The 17,130-nt window shown below is 62.6% G+C and carries 14 protein-coding genes and 1 tRNA gene; 9 read left to right on the plus strand and 6 right to left on the minus strand.

The annotated features are described in order from the left end of the window. Window positions 1–140: 140 nt before the first annotated feature. Window positions 141–608, minus strand: a complete 468-nt coding sequence (locus QRN42_RS13245) for a MarR family winged helix-turn-helix transcriptional regulator (RefSeq protein WP_284975406.1) — start codon at window positions 606–608, stop codon at window positions 141–143. 85 nt (window positions 609–693) lie between these two features. Between QRN42_RS13245 and bcp the strand changes: the two genes are divergently transcribed. The 7 genes from bcp (at window position 694) to QRN42_RS13280 (ending at window position 9,801) form a co-directional block, all read left to right on the plus strand. Further along, complete coding sequence (gene bcp, locus QRN42_RS13250; protein ID WP_284979631.1) at window positions 694–1,170, plus strand: thioredoxin-dependent thiol peroxidase; 477 nt, start codon at window positions 694–696, stop codon at window positions 1,168–1,170. Between the two features lie 52 nt (window positions 1,171–1,222). Continuing rightward, window positions 1,223–1,304: transfer RNA gene (locus QRN42_RS13255), tRNA-Leu, on the plus strand. A gap of 211 nt (window positions 1,305–1,515) precedes the next feature. Next, on the plus strand, window positions 1,516–3,180 hold the full coding sequence (locus QRN42_RS13260; protein ID WP_284979632.1) for an ABC transporter substrate-binding protein: 1,665 nt from the start codon (window positions 1,516–1,518) through the stop codon (window positions 3,178–3,180). Window positions 3,181–3,259: 79 nt separating this feature from the next. Further along, window positions 3,260–4,765 (plus strand): malate:quinone oxidoreductase, encoded by a 1,506-nt coding sequence (locus QRN42_RS13265; protein WP_284979633.1) that lies wholly within the window; start codon window positions 3,260–3,262, stop codon window positions 4,763–4,765. A 67-nt stretch (window positions 4,766–4,832) separates the two neighbouring features. Further along, entirely contained in the window at window positions 4,833–8,087 is a 3,255-nt protein-coding gene (locus tag QRN42_RS13270; protein WP_284979634.1) for an efflux RND transporter permease subunit, read from the plus strand. Window positions 8,088–8,221: 134 nt separating this feature from the next. Then, a complete protein-coding gene (locus QRN42_RS13275) occupies window positions 8,222–9,340 on the plus strand; it encodes an LLM class flavin-dependent oxidoreductase (RefSeq protein ID WP_284979635.1) in 1,119 nt (372 codons plus the stop codon). Then, on the plus strand, window positions 9,340–9,801 hold the full coding sequence (locus QRN42_RS13280) for a MarR family winged helix-turn-helix transcriptional regulator (RefSeq protein ID WP_284979636.1): 462 nt from the start codon (window positions 9,340–9,342) through the stop codon (window positions 9,799–9,801). The genes QRN42_RS13275 and QRN42_RS13280 overlap by 1 nt, the downstream gene beginning before the upstream one ends. On the opposite strand, the gene QRN42_RS13285 is transcribed toward QRN42_RS13280, so the two are convergent. Continuing rightward, on the minus strand, window positions 9,798–10,604 hold the full coding sequence (locus tag QRN42_RS13285) for a transglutaminase-like domain-containing protein (RefSeq protein ID WP_284979637.1): 807 nt from the start codon (window positions 10,602–10,604) through the stop codon (window positions 9,798–9,800). The two genes, QRN42_RS13280 and QRN42_RS13285, sit on opposite strands and share 4 nt — an antisense overlap. Window positions 10,605–10,742: 138 nt before the next feature. Between QRN42_RS13285 and QRN42_RS13290 the strand changes: the two genes are divergently transcribed. Further along, window positions 10,743–11,414 (plus strand): DUF1684 domain-containing protein, encoded by a 672-nt coding sequence (locus QRN42_RS13290; RefSeq protein ID WP_284979638.1) that lies wholly within the window; start codon window positions 10,743–10,745, stop codon window positions 11,412–11,414. Here the strand turns inward: QRN42_RS13290 and QRN42_RS13295 are convergent. Beyond that, the gene (locus tag QRN42_RS13295) at window positions 11,411–12,682 is read right to left on the minus strand and encodes an SLC13 family permease (RefSeq protein WP_284979639.1); all 1,272 of its coding nucleotides are present in this window, start codon (window positions 12,680–12,682) and stop codon (window positions 11,411–11,413) included. The genes QRN42_RS13290 and QRN42_RS13295 overlap by 4 nt on opposite strands. Before the next feature lie 149 nt (window positions 12,683–12,831). On the opposite strand from QRN42_RS13295, the gene QRN42_RS13300 reads away from it, so the two are divergent. Then, on the plus strand, window positions 12,832–13,317 hold the full coding sequence (locus QRN42_RS13300; RefSeq protein WP_284979640.1) for a GtrA family protein: 486 nt from the start codon (window positions 12,832–12,834) through the stop codon (window positions 13,315–13,317). Window positions 13,318–13,353: 36 nt separating this feature from the next. Here the strand turns inward: QRN42_RS13300 and QRN42_RS13305 are convergent, their stop codons facing one another. The 3 genes from QRN42_RS13305 to nadB are packed head-to-tail and all read right to left on the minus strand — an operon-like array spanning window position 13,354 to window position 17,106. Continuing rightward, on the minus strand, window positions 13,354–14,520 hold the full coding sequence (locus QRN42_RS13305; protein WP_284979641.1) for a cysteine desulfurase family protein: 1,167 nt from the start codon (window positions 14,518–14,520) through the stop codon (window positions 13,354–13,356). 16 nt (window positions 14,521–14,536) lie between these two features. Beyond that, window positions 14,537–15,427, minus strand: coding sequence for a carboxylating nicotinate-nucleotide diphosphorylase (nadC, locus tag QRN42_RS13310; protein ID WP_284979642.1), 891 nt, complete (start codon window positions 15,425–15,427; stop codon window positions 14,537–14,539). Continuing rightward, entirely contained in the window at window positions 15,424–17,106 is a 1,683-nt protein-coding gene (gene nadB / locus QRN42_RS13315) for an L-aspartate oxidase (RefSeq protein WP_284979643.1), read from the minus strand. The genes nadC and nadB overlap by 4 nt, the downstream gene beginning before the upstream one ends. Window positions 17,107–17,130: the final 24 nt, after the last annotated feature.

A 17,130-nucleotide genomic window follows, 5' to 3' on the forward strand; every position in this document is an offset into this window, starting at 1 on the left:
GCAATTGACTCTTAATCAATGGGTTCCGGGTTCGAGTCCCGGGGGGTGCACCAAAGAAGGCCCCGGATCGTGTCCACGATTCGGGGCCTTTCACGTTGGGGCTTTTCAGCCCACTGGAGCGCTCAGCGCGTTGAAGCCGCTCAGCCTTGCGGGGCGTCGGTACCGACTGCCCCGGACTCTTGCTCAACGGCCGGCAGCCCGGCCAATCCCCGCACCACCATGCGAAGTTCGTCACGCAACCGTGAGGTGTCTACCGCAACAGGGGCCAGAACGTCCTGCTCAAGCTTCACAGCTTCTTCCAGGGCGGCTATCCCGGCATCCGTGAGTGTTACCACGTGGCTCCGGCGGTCCGAGTCGCTGCGATGGCGGCTGATGTGCCCGTGCAACTCCAGCCTGGCCAACGTGGTTCCCATCGTTTGAGCCTTGACCCGCGCAACTTCAGCAAGGGCGGCTTGCGTTATTGCACCCTTGGCGGCCAGTACCTGCATGGCAATGACGCCTGCGTGGGTCAGGCCGATAGACTTTAATTTCTCGTTCCACGAGATTTCCACAAGGCGCGCCGCCGTCGAAAGCAATCGGGTCGTTGGCCATCTTTCCATATCTGGCATGCCGATAGTATATGCGCGCCAAGCGCGAACTCGTGGCTTCGCGCAAACTAAACTGTGGATTCGCTACGCTTGCAAGGAGCAAATTTTGGCTGAACGACTTATTCCAGGTGACGTTGCACCTGACTTCACCCTCCGCAATCACAAGGGCAGCGACGTGAGTCTTTCCGGATTCCGCGGCCGCAATACGATCGTCTACTTCTATCCCGCTGCATCGACTCCGGGCTGCACCAAGGAAGCCTGCGACTTCCGCGATTCCCTGGCATCGCTGCAAGGAGCCGGCTACGAGGTCGTGGGCATCTCCCCGGACTCGGTGGAGGCCTTAGCCAAGTTCGTCGACAAGGAAGAGCTGACATTTCCCCTGCTCTCCGATCAGGACCACGCCGTGGCCGAGGCATACGGAGCGTGGGGCGAGAAGAAGAACTACGGACGAACCTACATGGGACTCATCCGGTCCACAGTGGTGCTGGATGCGGACGGCAAGGTCGCTCTCGCTCAATACAACGTCCGTGCCACGGGTCACGTTGCCAAACTCCGGCGCGACCTCAACCTGGATGTAGACTAGGGCCCGGTACATTTCCGGGACCGTCGTCGACGACCTTCGGAAAGGCCAGCCAGCGCGAGTGGTGAAATTGGCAGACACGCAGGATTTAGGTTCCTGTGCCTTCGGGCGTGGGGGTTCAAGTCCCCCCTTGCGCACTGCGGTGACTCACCTGTTGCAGTTGAGTCAACACAGGGTCAGAACCATAAGAGCCACCTTGGGTCATGAAACCCACGGTGGCTCTTCCTGCATGTCGACGGACGTTTCTGGCAGCTCGCTGGGAAGCTTGGCGGGGACGTTCAACTAGACTTGGACCCGGTCTGGCCGAGGCGGACCACAGCGATACGGACGGGTTTGAAGGGGACATAAGTGGCAGGCAACACACGACGGCGGCTGACAGTACAGATCGGCGCGTTTGTTGCTGCTTTAGCTTTGGCGGCGTGTACCGGCGCGCCTGGCCCAGCGCCGTCGTCGTCGTCAGGAACGACATCCACGGTGCCGACGGCGACTTTCAATTTCGGTACGCCCTCCATGCCCCTCGGACTAGACCCGGCACTGACAAGTGACTCCGAGTCGTACCGCATCACGCGCCAGGTCCTTGAAGGTCTGGTGGGTGTGGATGGTTCCACCGGGCAGACGACTCCCCTGCTGGCCACGCAGTGGAAGGACAGCAACAACGGCCTGACCTACGATTTCACGCTACGTTCCAAGGTAACGTTCCAAGACGGCACGCCCTTCGACGCGGCAGCTGTTTGCGCCAACTTCAATCGCTGGTTCACGTTCCCGGCCGACCTTCGAAAACAAGCCACCGGGATTTCGTTCCAGAGCGTCTTCAAGGCTTATTCGGACACGCCGGTTTTCTCGATCTTCAAAGATTGCAAGGTCGTCTCCCCCGCCGATGTCCAGATCAACCTGACGAGGCCCTTTACCGGGTTCCTCCAGGCCCTGACCCTTCCCGCTTTCGCGATCTCCTCCCCCACAGCCCTCACGGCGCAAAAAGCGAACGTCCTGGACACCATCCGGAACGGCCAGCCAATGTCCGCCTACGCACTGCACCCCGTAGGCACCGGACCCTATGTGGTCTCGGGCTGGGATGCGAGCAAAGTCACCCTGACAAGTTACAAGGGCTACTGGGGCAACAAGGGACAGATCGCCACCATCAATTTCATCCCGTACGACCGCGCGGAGACACGTCAACAAGCCCTCCTTGACGGCAAAATCGACGCCTATGACCTTGTGACATCCGGTACCTTCGACCAGTTGGTCAAAAAGGGCGTCCAGATCGTCCAACGCGACCCGTTCTCGGTGATGTACCTGGGGATAAACCAAGCCGTGCCTCCGCTGGACAAACCGGAGGTCCGCCAAGCCATAGAAATGGCGATCGATAAAGAGACGCTGATCCGACGCTTCTTCATCGACAACACCACTCAGGCATCACAGTTCGTTCCGCCCAAGCTGAGCGGCTTCAACAACAACGCTCCGTCACTGGGCTACAACCCTGACAAAGCGAAGGCACTCCTGCAGAAGGCCGGCTACAAGGGCGAGGAATTGAAGTTCTACTATCCGCTCGACGCCACGCGCGCCTACTTGCCCACGCCGGAAAAAATCTATGCGGAGATCAGCAGGGAACTCGTTGCCGTGGGGTTCAACATCAAGCCAGTACCGGTCAACTGGGACGACGGATACCTTCAGAAGGTGCAGTCGCCCGGCGATCACGCTTTGCATTTGCTCGGATGGAACGGCTCCTATGCTGACGCCGACAACTTCCTGGGACCTCTCTTCGGAGAGGCCCGCGGCGAGTTCGGATACTCGGACACGGAGGTTTTCCACAACATCGAACGAGCCCGCGCGGTGCCTAACGGTGACCAACGCAACGCCCAGTACCAAGCCATCAATGCCGAGATTGCCGCCTCCGTCCCGGCCGTTCCCATCGCCTTCCCCATCTCTGCATTGGCCCTATCCAACAAGGTGGAAAGCTACCCGGCATCACCGGTCTTGAACGAAGTTTTCACGAACGTCCGCCTAAAGCCTTGACGATCGGCCGCAATTTCAGTATTGGGTCCACCCGGGGATATTCTGTGACAGCCAGTGCCGCCGCTTACGGAGATTGATTGTGACCTTCATTTCCAAGACTCAACATGCCGACGTCGTCCTTATTGGCGGCGGAATCATGAGTGCCACCCTTGGTGCGTTCATCAAGCAACTTGAACCCACCTGGACGATCTCCCTTTTTGAAAGGCTCGACGAGGTAGGGCTTGAAAGCTCCGGCCCGTGGAACAACGCGGGAACGGGCCACGCCGCACTGTGCGAGCTCAACTACTCCCCGGCTTCCAAGGACGGCTCCGTAGACCCGTCGAAGGCACTGCACATCAACGAGCAGTTCCAGCTTTCCCGCCAGTTCTGGTCCCATCTGGTGGATAGCAAGGTCGTTGGCTCTCCCAAGGGCTTCATCAACACTGTTCCGCACATGAGCTTCGTCATCGGCGATGACCACGTGAACTTCCTGAAGACGCGCTACGAAGCTTTGAAGCCCAACACGCTCTTCCGCAGCATGGAATACAGCGAAGACCAAGCCCAGATCGCAAAGTGGGCTCCCCTGATCGTCAAGGGCCGCGACCCCAAGCAGCGTGTTGCCGCCACCCGCGCAGCAGAAGGAACCGACGTCGATTTCGGCGCCTTGACGCGTGAGCTGACCGGCTACCTGAAGGACAGTGGTGCCGAGGTCAACTACGGGCATGACGTCACCAACATCAACCGCGCAGCCGGCGGCGGCTGGGACCTGTCCCTCAAGCACCCTGCGTCCGGCGAGCATGGCCGCATCCACGCGAAGTTCGTCTTTGTCGGCGCAGGGGGCGGCGCGCTGCACCTGTTGCAGGCCTCGGGAATTCCGGAAAGCAAGGGCTACGGCGGCTTCCCGGTGTCCGGGCAGTTCTTCCGCTGCACCGATGAGGCCATCACCTCCCAGCACAGCGCCAAGGTTTACGGCCAGGCATCCGTGGGCGCCCCTCCGATGTCGGTCCCGCACCTGGACACCCGCTACGTGGACGGCAAACGGTCGCTGCTCTTCGGCCCGTACGCTGGATTCTCCACCAACTTCCTGAAGACCTCCAGCTTCCTGGACCTTCCGCTGTCCATACGCCCGGGCAATATCATCCCTATGTTGGCAGTAGCCAAGGACAACATGGACTTGACGGCCTACCTCATCAAGGAAGTTGCCAAGCGGCACGAGGCAAAGGTGGAATCCCTTCGGGAGTATTACCCCGAAGCATCGGGCGGAAACTGGGAACTGATCACTGCGGGTCAGCGGGTCCAGATCATCAAGAAGCACCCGCAAAAGGGTGGAGTCCTTCAGTTCGGCACGGAAGTCATTGCCTCCCGCGATGGCTCCATCGGCGCGCTTCTCGGTGCCTCCCCCGGAGCCTCCACGGCTGTGCCGATCATGATTGAGCTGCTGCAGAAGTCCTTCCCGAAGAACTTCAAGGCCTGGCAGTCCAAGCTGAAGGACATGATGCCCGGGTATGGCGTCAAGCTCAACGAAAACCCTGAACTTGCTGCCGAGCTCGAGGCAAGCACAGCCCGTTCCCTGCAGCTGGAAGTAGCCAACGCAGTCCAAAGCTAGGCCTTTCCCGGGGCTGCGGCCGGTTCCCGTCAGACGAATCGTTTGGTAGACCGCAGGAGTCAATGCAATGTTCCGCCTGGCCACGCTGTCCCTGGGAAACCGGGCATTGATCGCGCTGATCACCGTCTTTGCGGCGGTGTTCGGCGTGATCACCATGGGTTCCCTGAAACAGGAACTCATCCCGTCCATCGAGTTCCCGCAGATCACAGTGGTGACCTCGATGCAGGGCGCGTCGCCTGAGGTAGTGGACAAGCAACTCAGCCAACCCCTTGAGAAGGCCTTGAACAGCGTCGAAGGACTGGAGTCGACCTCGTCCACTTCGCGAAGCGGAGTTTCGCAGATCACCCTGGTGTTCACGTACGGTTCCAACCTCGACCGCGCGCGCAACCAGATCGATCGGGCTATTTCGAACGCCAAGCGGCTACTCCCGGCCAACGTGGATCCCCAAGCCATCGCCGGGAACATCAGCGATTTCCCCATTGTTTTCCTGGCTGTATCTTCTGACAGGCCGCTCAGCGAGCTCAACGCGGATCTCCAGAGGCTCAGCGTGCCCCGGCTCCAGAAGATCGACGGCGTTCGCGGCGCCGACGTCACTGGGGGCGCCGCCCAGCACATCCTCATCCAGCCCCGCCCGGCCGATCTCGCGTCTACCGGAGCCTCCGTGGGAGCGATCAGCGAAGCCCTGAAGAACAACGGCACGCTGGTTCCCGTGGGCACCATCGAAGACCAGGGTAAAACGCTCTCCCTTCAGTTGGGAAGCCCCATAGATTCCCTTGACGTCATCAAGGGCCTGCCACTGGGGGGAACCAAGAATCCGGCCACCATTGGCGCCGTGGCCGATGTGAGCATCCAAGACGATGCAGCGACCTCGATCACCCGGACCAATGGCAAGCCAACATTGGCCCTCTCGATCACCAAGAAGCCCGAAGGCGACACGGTGGCCATCTCCCACGCGGTACGGGACGCCATCGTCCCCATGCAGGCCGAACTGGGCAACAATGCGTCCTTCACCGCCGTCTTCGACCAGGCTCCCTTCATCGAAAAGTCCATCAAAGATCTCACCACCGAAGGTCTTCTGGGCTTGGGATTCGCCGTTGCGGTGATCCTGGTGTTCCTGATGTCCGTGCGTTCAACCCTGGTCACGGCCATTTCGATCCCGTTGTCTTTGCTGATCACGTTCATCGGCATCTTCGCCACGGGATACACACTGAACATCCTCACCCTCGGCGCCCTCACCATCGCCATTGGGCGGGTGGTTGATGACTCCATTGTGGTCATCGAGAACATCAAACGGCATCTCAGCTATGGAGAGCCCAAGCTCACCGCGATCCTGACCTCCATACGGGAGGTAGCCGGGGCTATCACAGCATCGACCCTCACAACGGTCGCTGTTTTTCTTCCCATCGCGTTCGTCGGTGATCTGGCAGGTGAGCTTTTCAGGCCCTTCGCGCTGACAGTGACCATCGCCTTGCTCTCATCGTTGTTGGTCTCGTTGACGATTGTCCCGGTCCTCGCATTCTGGTTCCTGGCCTCCCCCGCGGCGGCAGGAACCACGGAGGGGAACATCGAGGGCGCCATGGAGGGCGCCGGCTCCCGGATGGACCGGTCACGCAGCGTTGCGGAGACGGCCCGCGAGGCTGAACAGCGCAGCAGACTGCAGCGCGGCTACCTTCCCATCCTCCAGAAGACCCAGAAGCATCCTGTTTTGACGTTGTCGGGGGCTGCGGTTATCCTCGTTGCCACGCTCGCCCTCTCACCGTTGCTGGCCACTGATCTCCTGGGGAGTTCAGGCGAGAACAGCATGACGGTGAAACAGGTCCTTCCCGCCGGAACCAGCCTTCAGGCCACGAGTGATGAGGCGACAAAAATCGAAGCTGCCCTCCGCGGGCTAAGTGGAATCAAGGACGTCCAGGTCACCTCGGGCAATGCTCAAACGGGCTTCGCTGCCTTGACCTCTTCCGGTGCTTCGAACTCGACTTTCACCATTGTCACGGACGAGAAAGCGAATCAGCAGAAGCTCCAGGACGATGTCCGGGCCAAGCTCAAAGGCGCCGCAGGAAAAGTCACTGTGGGCTCGCAGCAGGGTGGATTCGGTACCTCCTCCACCGTGGACATCACCATCAAGGCCGCTAATTCGGCTGATCTCCAGACAGCCAGCGATGCAATCGTCAAGTCCATGGACGGCGTTCCCGGCAGCTCCGAGGTTGCCACCAACCTTGCCGCCACACAACCGGTGGTCCAAGTCCGTGTTGATCGTGCCAAGGCTGTTGCTGCCGGGCTGACAGAAGAGCAGGTAGGTGCCTTCCTTGCTTCGACCGTCAGCCCCATTCCGGCGGGCACTGTGCGCATAGAAACCAACGATTACCCCGTACAAATCGGGCAGGGCACCCGTTTCACGAGCATCGCTGCGGTGCGCGCCCTCCAGATTCCCACAGTACGTGGGGGCCTCGCCCTGGACAGCATCGCCGCCGTCGAACAGGTGGACGCGCCGGTCTCCATCACCAGCAGCAACGGCCAGAGGACGGCGAAAGTCACGGTGACGCCGTCGGGCTCCAACCTGGGCAGCGTCAGCTCCGCCGTCCAACAACGATTGGCAACGGTCCACCTTCCGGCCGGCGTCACGGCATCCGTTGGCGGAGCAACTACCCAGCAGGCGGATTCCTTCCGACAGTTGGGGTTGGCCCTGCTGGCCGCAATCGCGATCGTCTACGTGATCATGGTGGCCGCTTTCAAGTCCCTGGTCCAGCCCCTGATCCTGCTCGTCTCAGTGCCGTTTGCGGCGACCGGCGCAATCGTGCTGTTGCTGCTGACGGGCGTTCCCCTGGGCCTGCCATCGCTGATCGGCATGCTGATGCTCGTGGGCATCGTGGTGACCAACGCAATCGTACTGATCGACCTGATCAACCAATACCGAAAACCTCACGACGGCAAGCCCGGCATGGGCGTCGCCGACGCCATCACACACGGCGCACGCCAGCGTCTGCGGCCCATTCTCATGACCGCCCTGGCAACGGTTTTCGCCTTGACTCCCATGGCGCTTGGCCTTACCGGTGGTGGGGGCTTCATTTCCCAGCCTTTGGCCATCGTCGTGATCGGTGGGCTGGTATCGTCCACCGCCCTGACGCTGGTTCTGGTTCCTGTCCTCTACAAGCTGGTGGAGGGCCGCCGGGAAAAGAAGCAGCTGTTGAAGGACCTTCAGCGCAAACCGACCGCAAGCCCGGCTTCCGGTGCAGGAGCCGGAGCCGGTGGGCTCCAGGACTGGACCACCGGTACCATCCCACGGGTAACCGGCCGCCGCGCCGCTCCCACCCGCGGGGACTAGCGAACTCCTCCACTTCAGAGCCGGGAACATTTCCCGGCTCTGACCTGTTACAGGCTTCGATACATGCAAATGCATCTAGTTTGAGGTACAGTGGCACTAGGGCCCGGAACCACGGGCAAGGAGAAAGGCACACCATGCAGATCGGCGTATTCAGCGTCAGTGACATCACCACTGACCCCACCACGGGCCGCACCCCGACGGAAAACGAGCGCATCAAGGCGTCCGTTGCCATCGCCAAGAAGGTCGAAGAAATTGGTATGGACGTGTACGCCATCGGCGAGCACCACAACCGGCCTTTCTTCTCCTCCTCCCCCACCACGACGTTGGCCTACATCGCGGCGCAGACGGAGCGGATCACCCTCTCAACGGCCACCACCTTGATCACCACCAATGATCCGGTGAAGATCGCCGAGGACTTCGCGATGCTGCAGCACCTCTCCGACGGCAGGGTGGACTTGGTACTTGGGCGGGGAAACACCGCCCCTGTGTACCCCTGGTTCGGCAAGAACATCCAAGACGGCGTGGAACTCGCGATCGAAAACTACAGCCTGCTCCGCAAACTGTGGGATGAGGACACCGTCAACTGGTCGGGCAAGTTCCGCACACCGCTGCAAAACTTCACCTCCACCCCCCGCCCCCTGAATGACGTTGCCCCGTTCGTGTGGCACGGCTCCATCCGCACGCCCCAGATCGCCGAAGTCGCGGCCTATTACGGCGATGGCTTCTTCGCCAACAACATCTTCTGGCCCAAAGAGCACTACCAGCAATTGATCGGACTCTACCGCGAGCGCTACGAGCACTACGGCCATGGCAAGGCGGACCAAGCGATTGTGGGCCTCGGCGGCCAGTTCTTCATGCGGAAGAACTCCCAGGATGCCGTGAAGGAATTCCGTCCCTACTTCGACAACGCACCTGTGTACGGACACGGACCCTCCTTGGAGGACTTCACCTCCCAGACGCCATTGACCGTGGGCAGCCCGCAGGAAGTAATCGAAAAGACGCTGACCTTCCGTCAGTTCTTTGGCGACTACCAGCGGCAGTTGTTCCTGATCGACCACGCCGGGCTTCCTTTGAAGACGGTCTTGGAGCAGTTGGACCTCTTCGGGGAGGAAGTACTGCCTACTCTTCGCAAGGAGTATGCAGCGCTGAAGCCCGCACACGTTCCGGACGCCCCGACGCACGCTTCACGTGTGGCTGCCGCGTTGGAGGCCAAGGTCAACGAATCAGCGGCCGCCGCGGAGCAGGACGCCTGATGTCCGGAAGCCCGGCGTCGTCCGCTGTTCGCCTCGCCGCCGAGACCTGGGAGTCGTTGTTCCGCTCCCAGGTGGCGGTGATGCGGAAACTCCAGTCGGGACCGGCGTTCAAGACACTCCCCGTCAGGGAGTATGACGTCTTGTTCACGTTGTCCCGCTGCCCCTCCGGGCAGCTGCGCCTCAACGAAATCAACGACAAGGTGCTGCTGAGCCAATCAAGCCTGAGCCGCTTGGTGGACCGCTTGGAAAAGCGAGGCCTCGTGGAACGGACGTCGGCTCCCGACGACGGTCGCGGAATCTTGCTCTCCCTCACCGAGTCCGGACGGGAACTTCAAAAAGCCATCGGGCGCGACCACGTACGTGACATCGCCGCGTTGATCGAGCCCGCCCTCACCGCGGCGGAACAGCGCGAGTTGCTGCGCCTGACCGAGAAGCTGCGCACTGCCGTGGCAGGGCACTAGCGAAGGCTCATGAGCTCCCGGGGGTCCTCCCTCGGGAGCTCGCCGTTCACGGAAGCGCTGACCTTGAGCGTTGTGAGCACCAAGCTGCCACCCACCGTTGAAAGGAAGGCCGTGTCCGAGGAGTCCCTGCCCGCGGTAATCCGGAGCATGGATCCACGGGGGGCGAGTCCCGTGGGATCGATGACGTGCCAAGCGCCGTCGATGTAAGCCTCGGCAACGGCGTGGAAGTCCATGGGGGTCAGACCCGGCGCGTAGACGGCGGCAAGCCTCGCCGGCACATCCTTGGAGCGCAACAGGGCGATGGCAAGGTGCGCGAAATCGCGGCACACTCCCCTGCGATGAAGCAACGTTTCCACCGCCCCATCCGTCCCCCGGGAAGATCCGCTGACGTAACGGAGCTCCTGGTTGACCCAATCGCGGACAGCTTGAAGCAGCTCCACGCCCCGCAGGGAGCCGAACTCGGCGTAGGAGGTTGGCAACAGCCGGTCGGACTCGGCATACCTGCTGGGCCTGACGTACCGGATGAGTTCCATGGCCGATGCTGTGTCTTGGTCGCCCAGCCCCTGCACTGTGGCGTTGTAGGCGACGAGGACCTCGCTCGGTTGGGCAAATTCCATGTACTGGAACCTGCCGCCGTGGTGGTCGTCGAGTTCGCGGAACGGTACTTCCCGGCCATCGACGGTAACGGACAGCTTTTCCGATACCGAGGTGTATCCGGAGTTGTTGGCCACGGCAATCGCCAACGCCACCTTCGTGTCAGCTGCCGTTTTGAAGGCGAGCTCTGCAGCAACATTGCGTTCCATTGATCTCCGGGGTGTTCGTAACGGGGGTGTTGGCGGGCGGGGCCTTCAGAGACAGTAGCACCCCCTGCAGGGTGCCGGATTTCGTTGCCCAACCAGGTCCGGCCGTGTGCTGTGGCGGTCCGGGTCTAGGCTGGGAGTATGGCTCCCCTTCCGCACGTTGAATCCGAGGACACTCTCCCCACGATGTCCGCCCTGGACATAGTGGATTGGCGCTTGCGGACATTTGCCATGTACGACAAGGTGCGCCAGCTTGCAGCGTCCAACCCGTTCGACGCACACGTCTTTTGGCGCCAGGAGCGGGATCTCATGTTTGCCACCCACCCCGCGTCCGCGCTCACATCGGAACTGAAGGCAACGTTCTCTGGACTGACAATGGCGCAATACGATCCCTCGTTCCGGCTGAACGCCGTGTTGTCTCCTGAGGGTTTCGGGCAGGAGATGAACGTCCAAACTGGTACGGACGGGGTGGTTCCGTTCACGCGTATCGGCACGTTCGACCTTCCCGGCTTGGGCTCGCTGGCAGCCTGGCGGCTGCGAAGCTACGGGGGTGGAATTTTCGTGCCCTTCCGTGACGCAACGGCCGGCAAGGACGGCGGTAGCTACGGGGCAGGCAGATACTTGTTGGACACTGTCAAAGGCGCGTTCCACGGGACCCGGGGAACCGGCGCGGAGCAGGAATTCATCCTCGACTTCAATTTCGCTTACAACCCCTCGTGCGCCTACAACGAGGCGTGGGCTTGCCCCTTGGCGGGACCGGCCAACCGCATCCCGGCGGATATTCCGGTTGGCGAGTTATACACGCCTGCCTAACGGAACAAGCCCCCAGGGCCCACGATGGCAAGACCCGCAACCGAGGCCAGGATGGTCACCGGCGCCACAATCAAGCCGGATAAGGCATAGCCTGGCCATTTGATCAGGACGTTCATCCGGGTCAGCCGGTCGTGCCATAGCAGCGTAGCCAGCGAGGCCCAGGGCGCGATCAGCGGCCCCGCGTTGACCCCGATCAGCAGCGCGGCCATTCTGGCCTGAGTTCCGGCGAGTGGCTCGGCCAGAAGGTACGCCGGCAGGTTGTTCAGGACATTTGAACCCAGGGCCCCCGTCATCGCCAGCCGCAACAGCTCCCAGAACCCTTCACCCTGGCCCGCTACCTGCCCGATCAGCACGGAAGCGCCAACGTATCGGGTGGCCTCGACCACCAGGAACAGGCCGCAGGTGAACAGCAACAGGGACCAAGGTATCAGTGACACCTTGAGCACCTTGGGTCGCCGGATCGCGAACAACAAGGCCAAGACGACGGCGGCGGCTGCCGACGGGATCCAGATGGCGATACCGGACACCAAAGCCGGAAGCACCAGGAGCAAGACCACGGCGCTTCCCGAAAGGAGCACCTTATCGGGCACCCGGGCGCCGTCCGCATTTCGCGACGCAGCTCCAGAGGCAGTTACCGACGAACTTCCGGACCCACTTACCGACGAACTGCCGGACTTAGCTCCCGACGCCGGACGGTGGGACCCGGTGGCGTAGCTCTTGAACAGTTCGCGTCGGAAGACTACAGCGATGAAAGCCAACGGCACGAGGACCGCGATGATGGATGGAGCCCACATCAGCTGTGCAAAGCCAGCCGGACTGATGCCGTTCAAGCTGTGCTGTGCCAAAAGGTTGGTCAGGTTGGAGATCGGCAGGAGCAAGCTCGCGGTGTTCGCCAACCACACCGTGGTTAACGCAAACGGCAGGACGGGCAAGCCTGCCTGCCGGGTTACCGTTACCACCACAGGGGTGAGCAGCACCGCCGTCGTATCAAGGGACAGGAAAACGGTGCTCAGCGTAGCGAACAACGCCAGGAGCAGCCACAAAAGGACGCTGCTACCGCGTCCCCACTGCCGCAACCGGCGGGCAATCCATTGGAAGGCGCCCGCCTCGCTGACGAGTTCGGTGACAACTGTCATCGCGACCACGAACCCGAGGATGGGTGCCACCCGGTCAACCAACACAAAAACTTCCGGTACGGGAAGCACGCCTGTCGCGACAGTTACCCCACCCACTATCAGGAGAACCAGGCCAATAATCGCAAGACGCATGATTCGGATTCTAAGCCCGGATACCGCTCGGCCGTGCGAGGCCCGCCTGCAGCACTGTCCCCGGGTGGAAGGGCATCGGGGAGCTACCGGACCCCTCCTCGGGCGCACTCTGGGAAGAACCGGCGACTTAATGTGTCAGGCTTAACCCTATGGAGACTGCCGCCGACGCCACTGAATTGCGGACGGCGACCCCCACCAAGACCAAGCCAAAACGGCGTCGCGGCCTGCTGCGGTACCCCGTTGTCAGGCAACTGCTGCGCTTCACGGGCGTCGGAATCGTCTGCACTGCCAGCTCCTTGGGTATCTACGCCGTGCTCCGTCCCTGGATCGACCCTCAGCTTGCGAACGCAGTGGCATTGATCCTCACATCACTGATGAACACGGCGCTGAACCGAAGGGTCACTTTCAAGATCAGCGGCCGGAAGAAGCGCGCCAAGGACAACCTGAGCGGGATGATCGTTATCGGCATCGCGTTGGTCATTACCGGTGGCAGTCTCGGCGTGCTTCACCTCGTCCGGCCGGATGCCACTGTCAGCGATGAACTGTGGACCACGACGCTTTCCGGATTCGCGGCCACCGCGGTGCGGTTCAGCTTGCTCCGGCACTGGATTTTCCGGCGGGCGCGGCACGTTTAGTTTTCCTTCGGCGCCGCTGGTTTTCTTGTGGCGCCGCTAGTGCTGTTGTGGCACCGCCAGGTTCCGGACGCGTCCGACGGCGGTTTCCACAGCGGTGGCGGCCTGCTCGAGCTCGGCGCTGGTCACCGCGGAGGTGAAGCTGAAGCGCACTGCCGTCTGGGCTGTTTCGGGGGGGATACCAAGCGCAAGCAACACCGGCGAGGGAGCATCCGACCCGGCGGCGCAGGCGGAGCCGCTGGAACAGATGACCCCCAGGCGCTCAAGTTCCAACAAAACAGATTCGCCGCTGGTGCCGGGAAAACAGAATGACGCCAAGGACGGGAGCCGTTGAATCCGGTGGCCGGTCAGCATGGCATCCGGCACTGCGGCCAGCACCCGGTCAATGAATTCCTCCCGCAATGCCGTAACCCGGGCGGCTTCCTCCTTGCGGGTCACTTCGGAGAGGGCCAGCGCTGTGGACAGCGCCACTGCCCCTGCCACGTTTTCCGTACCTGAACGCCTGCCTCGCTCTTGCCCTCCGCCATGCATGAGGGGCTCGACCTGTATCCGTCCTTTGACGAACAAGACCCCGGAGCCCTTGGGTGCGCCGACTTTGTGTCCGGAGAGGCTCAGTGCGTCCACGCCCAACGCCTTGACATCCAGGGAAAGCCAGCCGGCTGCCTGCACGGCGTCAGTATGGAAGGGGACCCCGAACTCGTGTGCGGCGGCCGCCAGAGCGGCGACCGGCTGCACTGTACCAACCTCGTTGTTGGCGTACATGATGCTCACCAGGGCCGTTTGGGGGCCCAGGACGCTCCGCAGGGCGTCGATGGTCACCAACCCCTTGTCATCCACCGGCACCACGTCCACGGCGAATCCATGCGCCCGTTCCAGGTAGCGGGCGGACTCTTCCACTGCCGGATGTTCGACGGCGCTGATCACCACCCGGTTGACCGTGGGATCGGCTGACTTCCGCGCCAGGGCGATGCCCTTGACCGCAAGGTTATCGGCCTCCGTACCGCCGCACGTAAATGTCACCTCGCCAGCACGGCAATGGAGCACTGAAGCGACGCCGGAGCGCGCCTTGGCCAGTGCTGCCGCCGCAGCTTCACCCAACGTGTGGTGGCTTGACGGGTTGCCGAACTCGCCGCTCAGGTAGGGCCACATGGCCTCAAGGGCCTCACGGCGAACAGGCGTGGTGGCGGCGGCGTCAAGATAGATCATGGTGGACTCCCCGGCTTCAGCCCTGCGGCGCCGTCAGTTCGATATCGAGGCCGAGGTCCAATGCTGCGACGCTGTGCGTCAGCCCGCCGATGGAGATGACATCGACTCCGGCCGCGGCGATTTCGGTAACAGTGGAGGTGTTGACGTTGCCGCTCGCTTCAACGATTGCCCTCCCGTCCACTTGTTTGACGCCCGCCCGGAGCTGCTCGATGGAGAAGTTGTCCAGCATGATGGTGTCCACTCCCGCCGCCAGGACGGGCTCAATCTGGTCCGCGCTGTCAACTTCGACTTCAAAATGGGTGGTGTGGCCCAACTGCGCCTTCGCGGCGATCAGCAACTCGGTGAGCTTGCTGGAGTCGCCCCCGGTCATGACCGCGAGGTGGTTGTCCTTGGCCAGCACGGCGTCGGACAGGCTGTAACGGTGGTTGGCTCCCCCGCCACAGCGAACGGCGTAACGCTCGAGCACCCTCAGCCCGGGCGTGGTTTTGCGGGTGTCCGTGATCCGGGCCCTCGTGCCTTCCACGAGCCTGACGAACTCCGCCGTCTTGGTGGCAATGGCGCTCATCCTCTGCACCAGGTTCAGGGCGACGCGTTCGGCGAGCAGCACCGAGCGGGCGCTGCCGCTGACCCTGGCGAGGTGCGTTCCGGCGTCGAACTCTTCGCCGTCGGAGAGCAACAGCTCCACGTCCAGCGCCGGGTCCACGCATAGCATGGCCTCACGGAACACGGAGCCTCCGCTCAGCACTCCGGGCACGCGCGCATTGAGCACGGCCACGGCCCTTGCCTGCGCCGGGATCAACAGCTGTGAAGTGATGTCGCCGCTGGGCGCATCCTCGGCAAAGGCTCGTTCCAGGATCTCCCGTACAGGAGCCATGGGAAGGGCCAGATGGTTTGTTGGAGCAGTCATCGGACGAGGCTCGCTTTCCGGGTGGTGATGTGATGCTTCTCTGAAGGCTCGACGGCGGCAGGTTCCGCCACGCTGTCGCTGCGGTAATGGGCGCCGAGCGATGCCCTCCGCTTCCGCGCCGCACGCACGAGCAACTGCGCCGCGAGCAGCAAGTTGGAGTCCTCGTGCGCCTGAACATCCAAGGACCTGGAGACCACCAAGGGCACGATGTCGGCCTCCCAAGCGGCCAGGGCAGCCTCGGCCTCAGCCAGCAGCAGCCCGTTCCGCAGGACGCCGGCCTTGGCCGTCATCAGCCGCTGCAATGCCTGCCGTGAGAGGCCGCTGGATGTTGGCGCCTCGGCGGGCTCGTTGAGCGGGAGCACGTCAGTGGTTCCGCGCGGAGCCCTGCGGTCTTCTGAAAGGAAGCCTTGCACAGCCCGCCGGCCAAACACCAGCCCTTCCAGCAAGGAATTGCTGGCCAGCCGGTTGGCGCCCTGAACTCCTGTGCAAGCGACTTCGCCAGCGGCCAACAGGCCGGGAACGGAGGTTCGCCCGTAAAGATCGGTGACCACTCCGCCCATCCAGTAGTGTGCTGCCGGGGCCACGGGGACCGGTTCCCGGGTCCAGTCGATTCCGGCTTGGAGGGTGCGGGCGGAGATGGTGGGGAATCTCTTGCTGAGGAAACCGCTCCCGCGCTGGGCTTCGATGACCGTTGCATCGAGGAACACATGGCCGTTGGGGTCCCCAAGCGCAGCAAGGTGGAGGGCGATGCTTCGGGAAACAACGTCCCGGGGGGCCAGCTCGGCCTCCGGGTGGTAGTCAGGCATGAAGCGGTGGCCGTTTGCGTCCACGAGGATCGCCCCTTCCCCGCGCACCGCTTCGGAGATCAACAGCGGCTCCGCCGCGCCGTCGGCCTGGGGAGTGGGAAACACCATGCACGTCGGGTGGAACTGGAAGAATTCAAGGTCCGCCACGTCGGCGCCGACACGACAGGCAAGGGCCAGCCCATCAGCTGTGGCCACGGACGGGTTGGTGGTTTGCGCGAAGAGTTGCCCGGCCCCACCGGTGGCCAAAAGTACAGCATCACCGTGGACGCTGTGCCGGGCCCCGTTGTGGAGGAACTCGACGCCGGACACGCGTGCGGACCCTGCACCCGCTCGCATCAGAACCGTCACCTGGGCGTGCCCGATGACATGGAGCCTGCCTGCATCATGGAACTCCAGCACGGTCTTGATCAGTGCTGCCGCCACACGGGCACCCGTGGCATCTCCACCTGCGTGCATGATGCGCGGCGCCGAGTGCGCCGCCTCCAGCCCCAAGGCCGGTCCGCCGTCGTCGTCAAGATCGAAGCTGACGCCGAACCGGGCGAGTCCGGCGATGTCGGTGCGGGCCTCGGTGCACAGCACCCGGACGGCTTCCTCGTTGCAATGCCCGGCACCGGCCCTGATGGTGTCGGCGATGTGCGCCGCCACCGTGTCACCGGGCGCCGGTTCATCGAGCACCGCAGAGATGCCACCTTGGGCGAAGTACGTGTTGCTGTCCGCGAGCGCGCCCTTGGTCAGCAGCACGACGTCGGAACCGGCTTCGGCGGCCAGCAGCGCGGAATACAGCCCCGCGATGCCGCTTCCGACGACGATCAGCCGTTGCCGGGGCCCTTCGGCAGGGCTGCCTGCAGCGATAGGAAAACTATCTGCAGTCATGTGAGGCTCGATTCGGCTAGTGGT

The sequence above is a fragment of the Arthrobacter sp. fls2-241-R2A-200 genome (assembly GCF_030209745.1).
Lineage (GTDB): Bacteria > Actinomycetota > Actinomycetes > Actinomycetales > Micrococcaceae > Arthrobacter.

Coding starts and splice junctions, on each gene's coding strand:
- QRN42_RS13295 (WP_284979639.1), bottom strand. CDS start 12,682: ATGCGTCTTGCGATTATTGGCCTGGTTCTCCTGATAGTGGGTGGGGTA.
- QRN42_RS13270 (WP_284979634.1), top strand. CDS start 4,833: ATGTTCCGCCTGGCCACGCTGTCCCTGGGAAACCGGGCATTGATCGCG.
- QRN42_RS13285 (WP_284979637.1), bottom strand. CDS start 10,604: ATGGAACGCAATGTTGCTGCAGAGCTCGCCTTCAAAACGGCAGCTGAC.
- QRN42_RS13245 (WP_284975406.1), bottom strand. CDS start 608: ATGCCAGATATGGAAAGATGGCCAACGACCCGATTGCTTTCGACGGCG.
- nadC (WP_284979642.1), bottom strand. CDS start 15,427: ATGACTGCTCCAACAAACCATCTGGCCCTTCCCATGGCTCCTGTACGG.
- QRN42_RS13280 (WP_284979636.1), top strand. CDS start 9,340: ATGTCCGGAAGCCCGGCGTCGTCCGCTGTTCGCCTCGCCGCCGAGACC.
- nadB (WP_284979643.1), bottom strand. CDS start 17,106: ATGACTGCAGATAGTTTTCCTATCGCTGCAGGCAGCCCTGCCGAAGGG.
- QRN42_RS13300 (WP_284979640.1), top strand. CDS start 12,832: ATGGAGACTGCCGCCGACGCCACTGAATTGCGGACGGCGACCCCCACC.
- QRN42_RS13275 (WP_284979635.1), top strand. CDS start 8,222: ATGCAGATCGGCGTATTCAGCGTCAGTGACATCACCACTGACCCCACC.
- QRN42_RS13290 (WP_284979638.1), top strand. CDS start 10,743: ATGGCTCCCCTTCCGCACGTTGAATCCGAGGACACTCTCCCCACGATG.
- QRN42_RS13305 (WP_284979641.1), bottom strand. CDS start 14,520: ATGATCTATCTTGACGCCGCCGCCACCACGCCTGTTCGCCGTGAGGCC.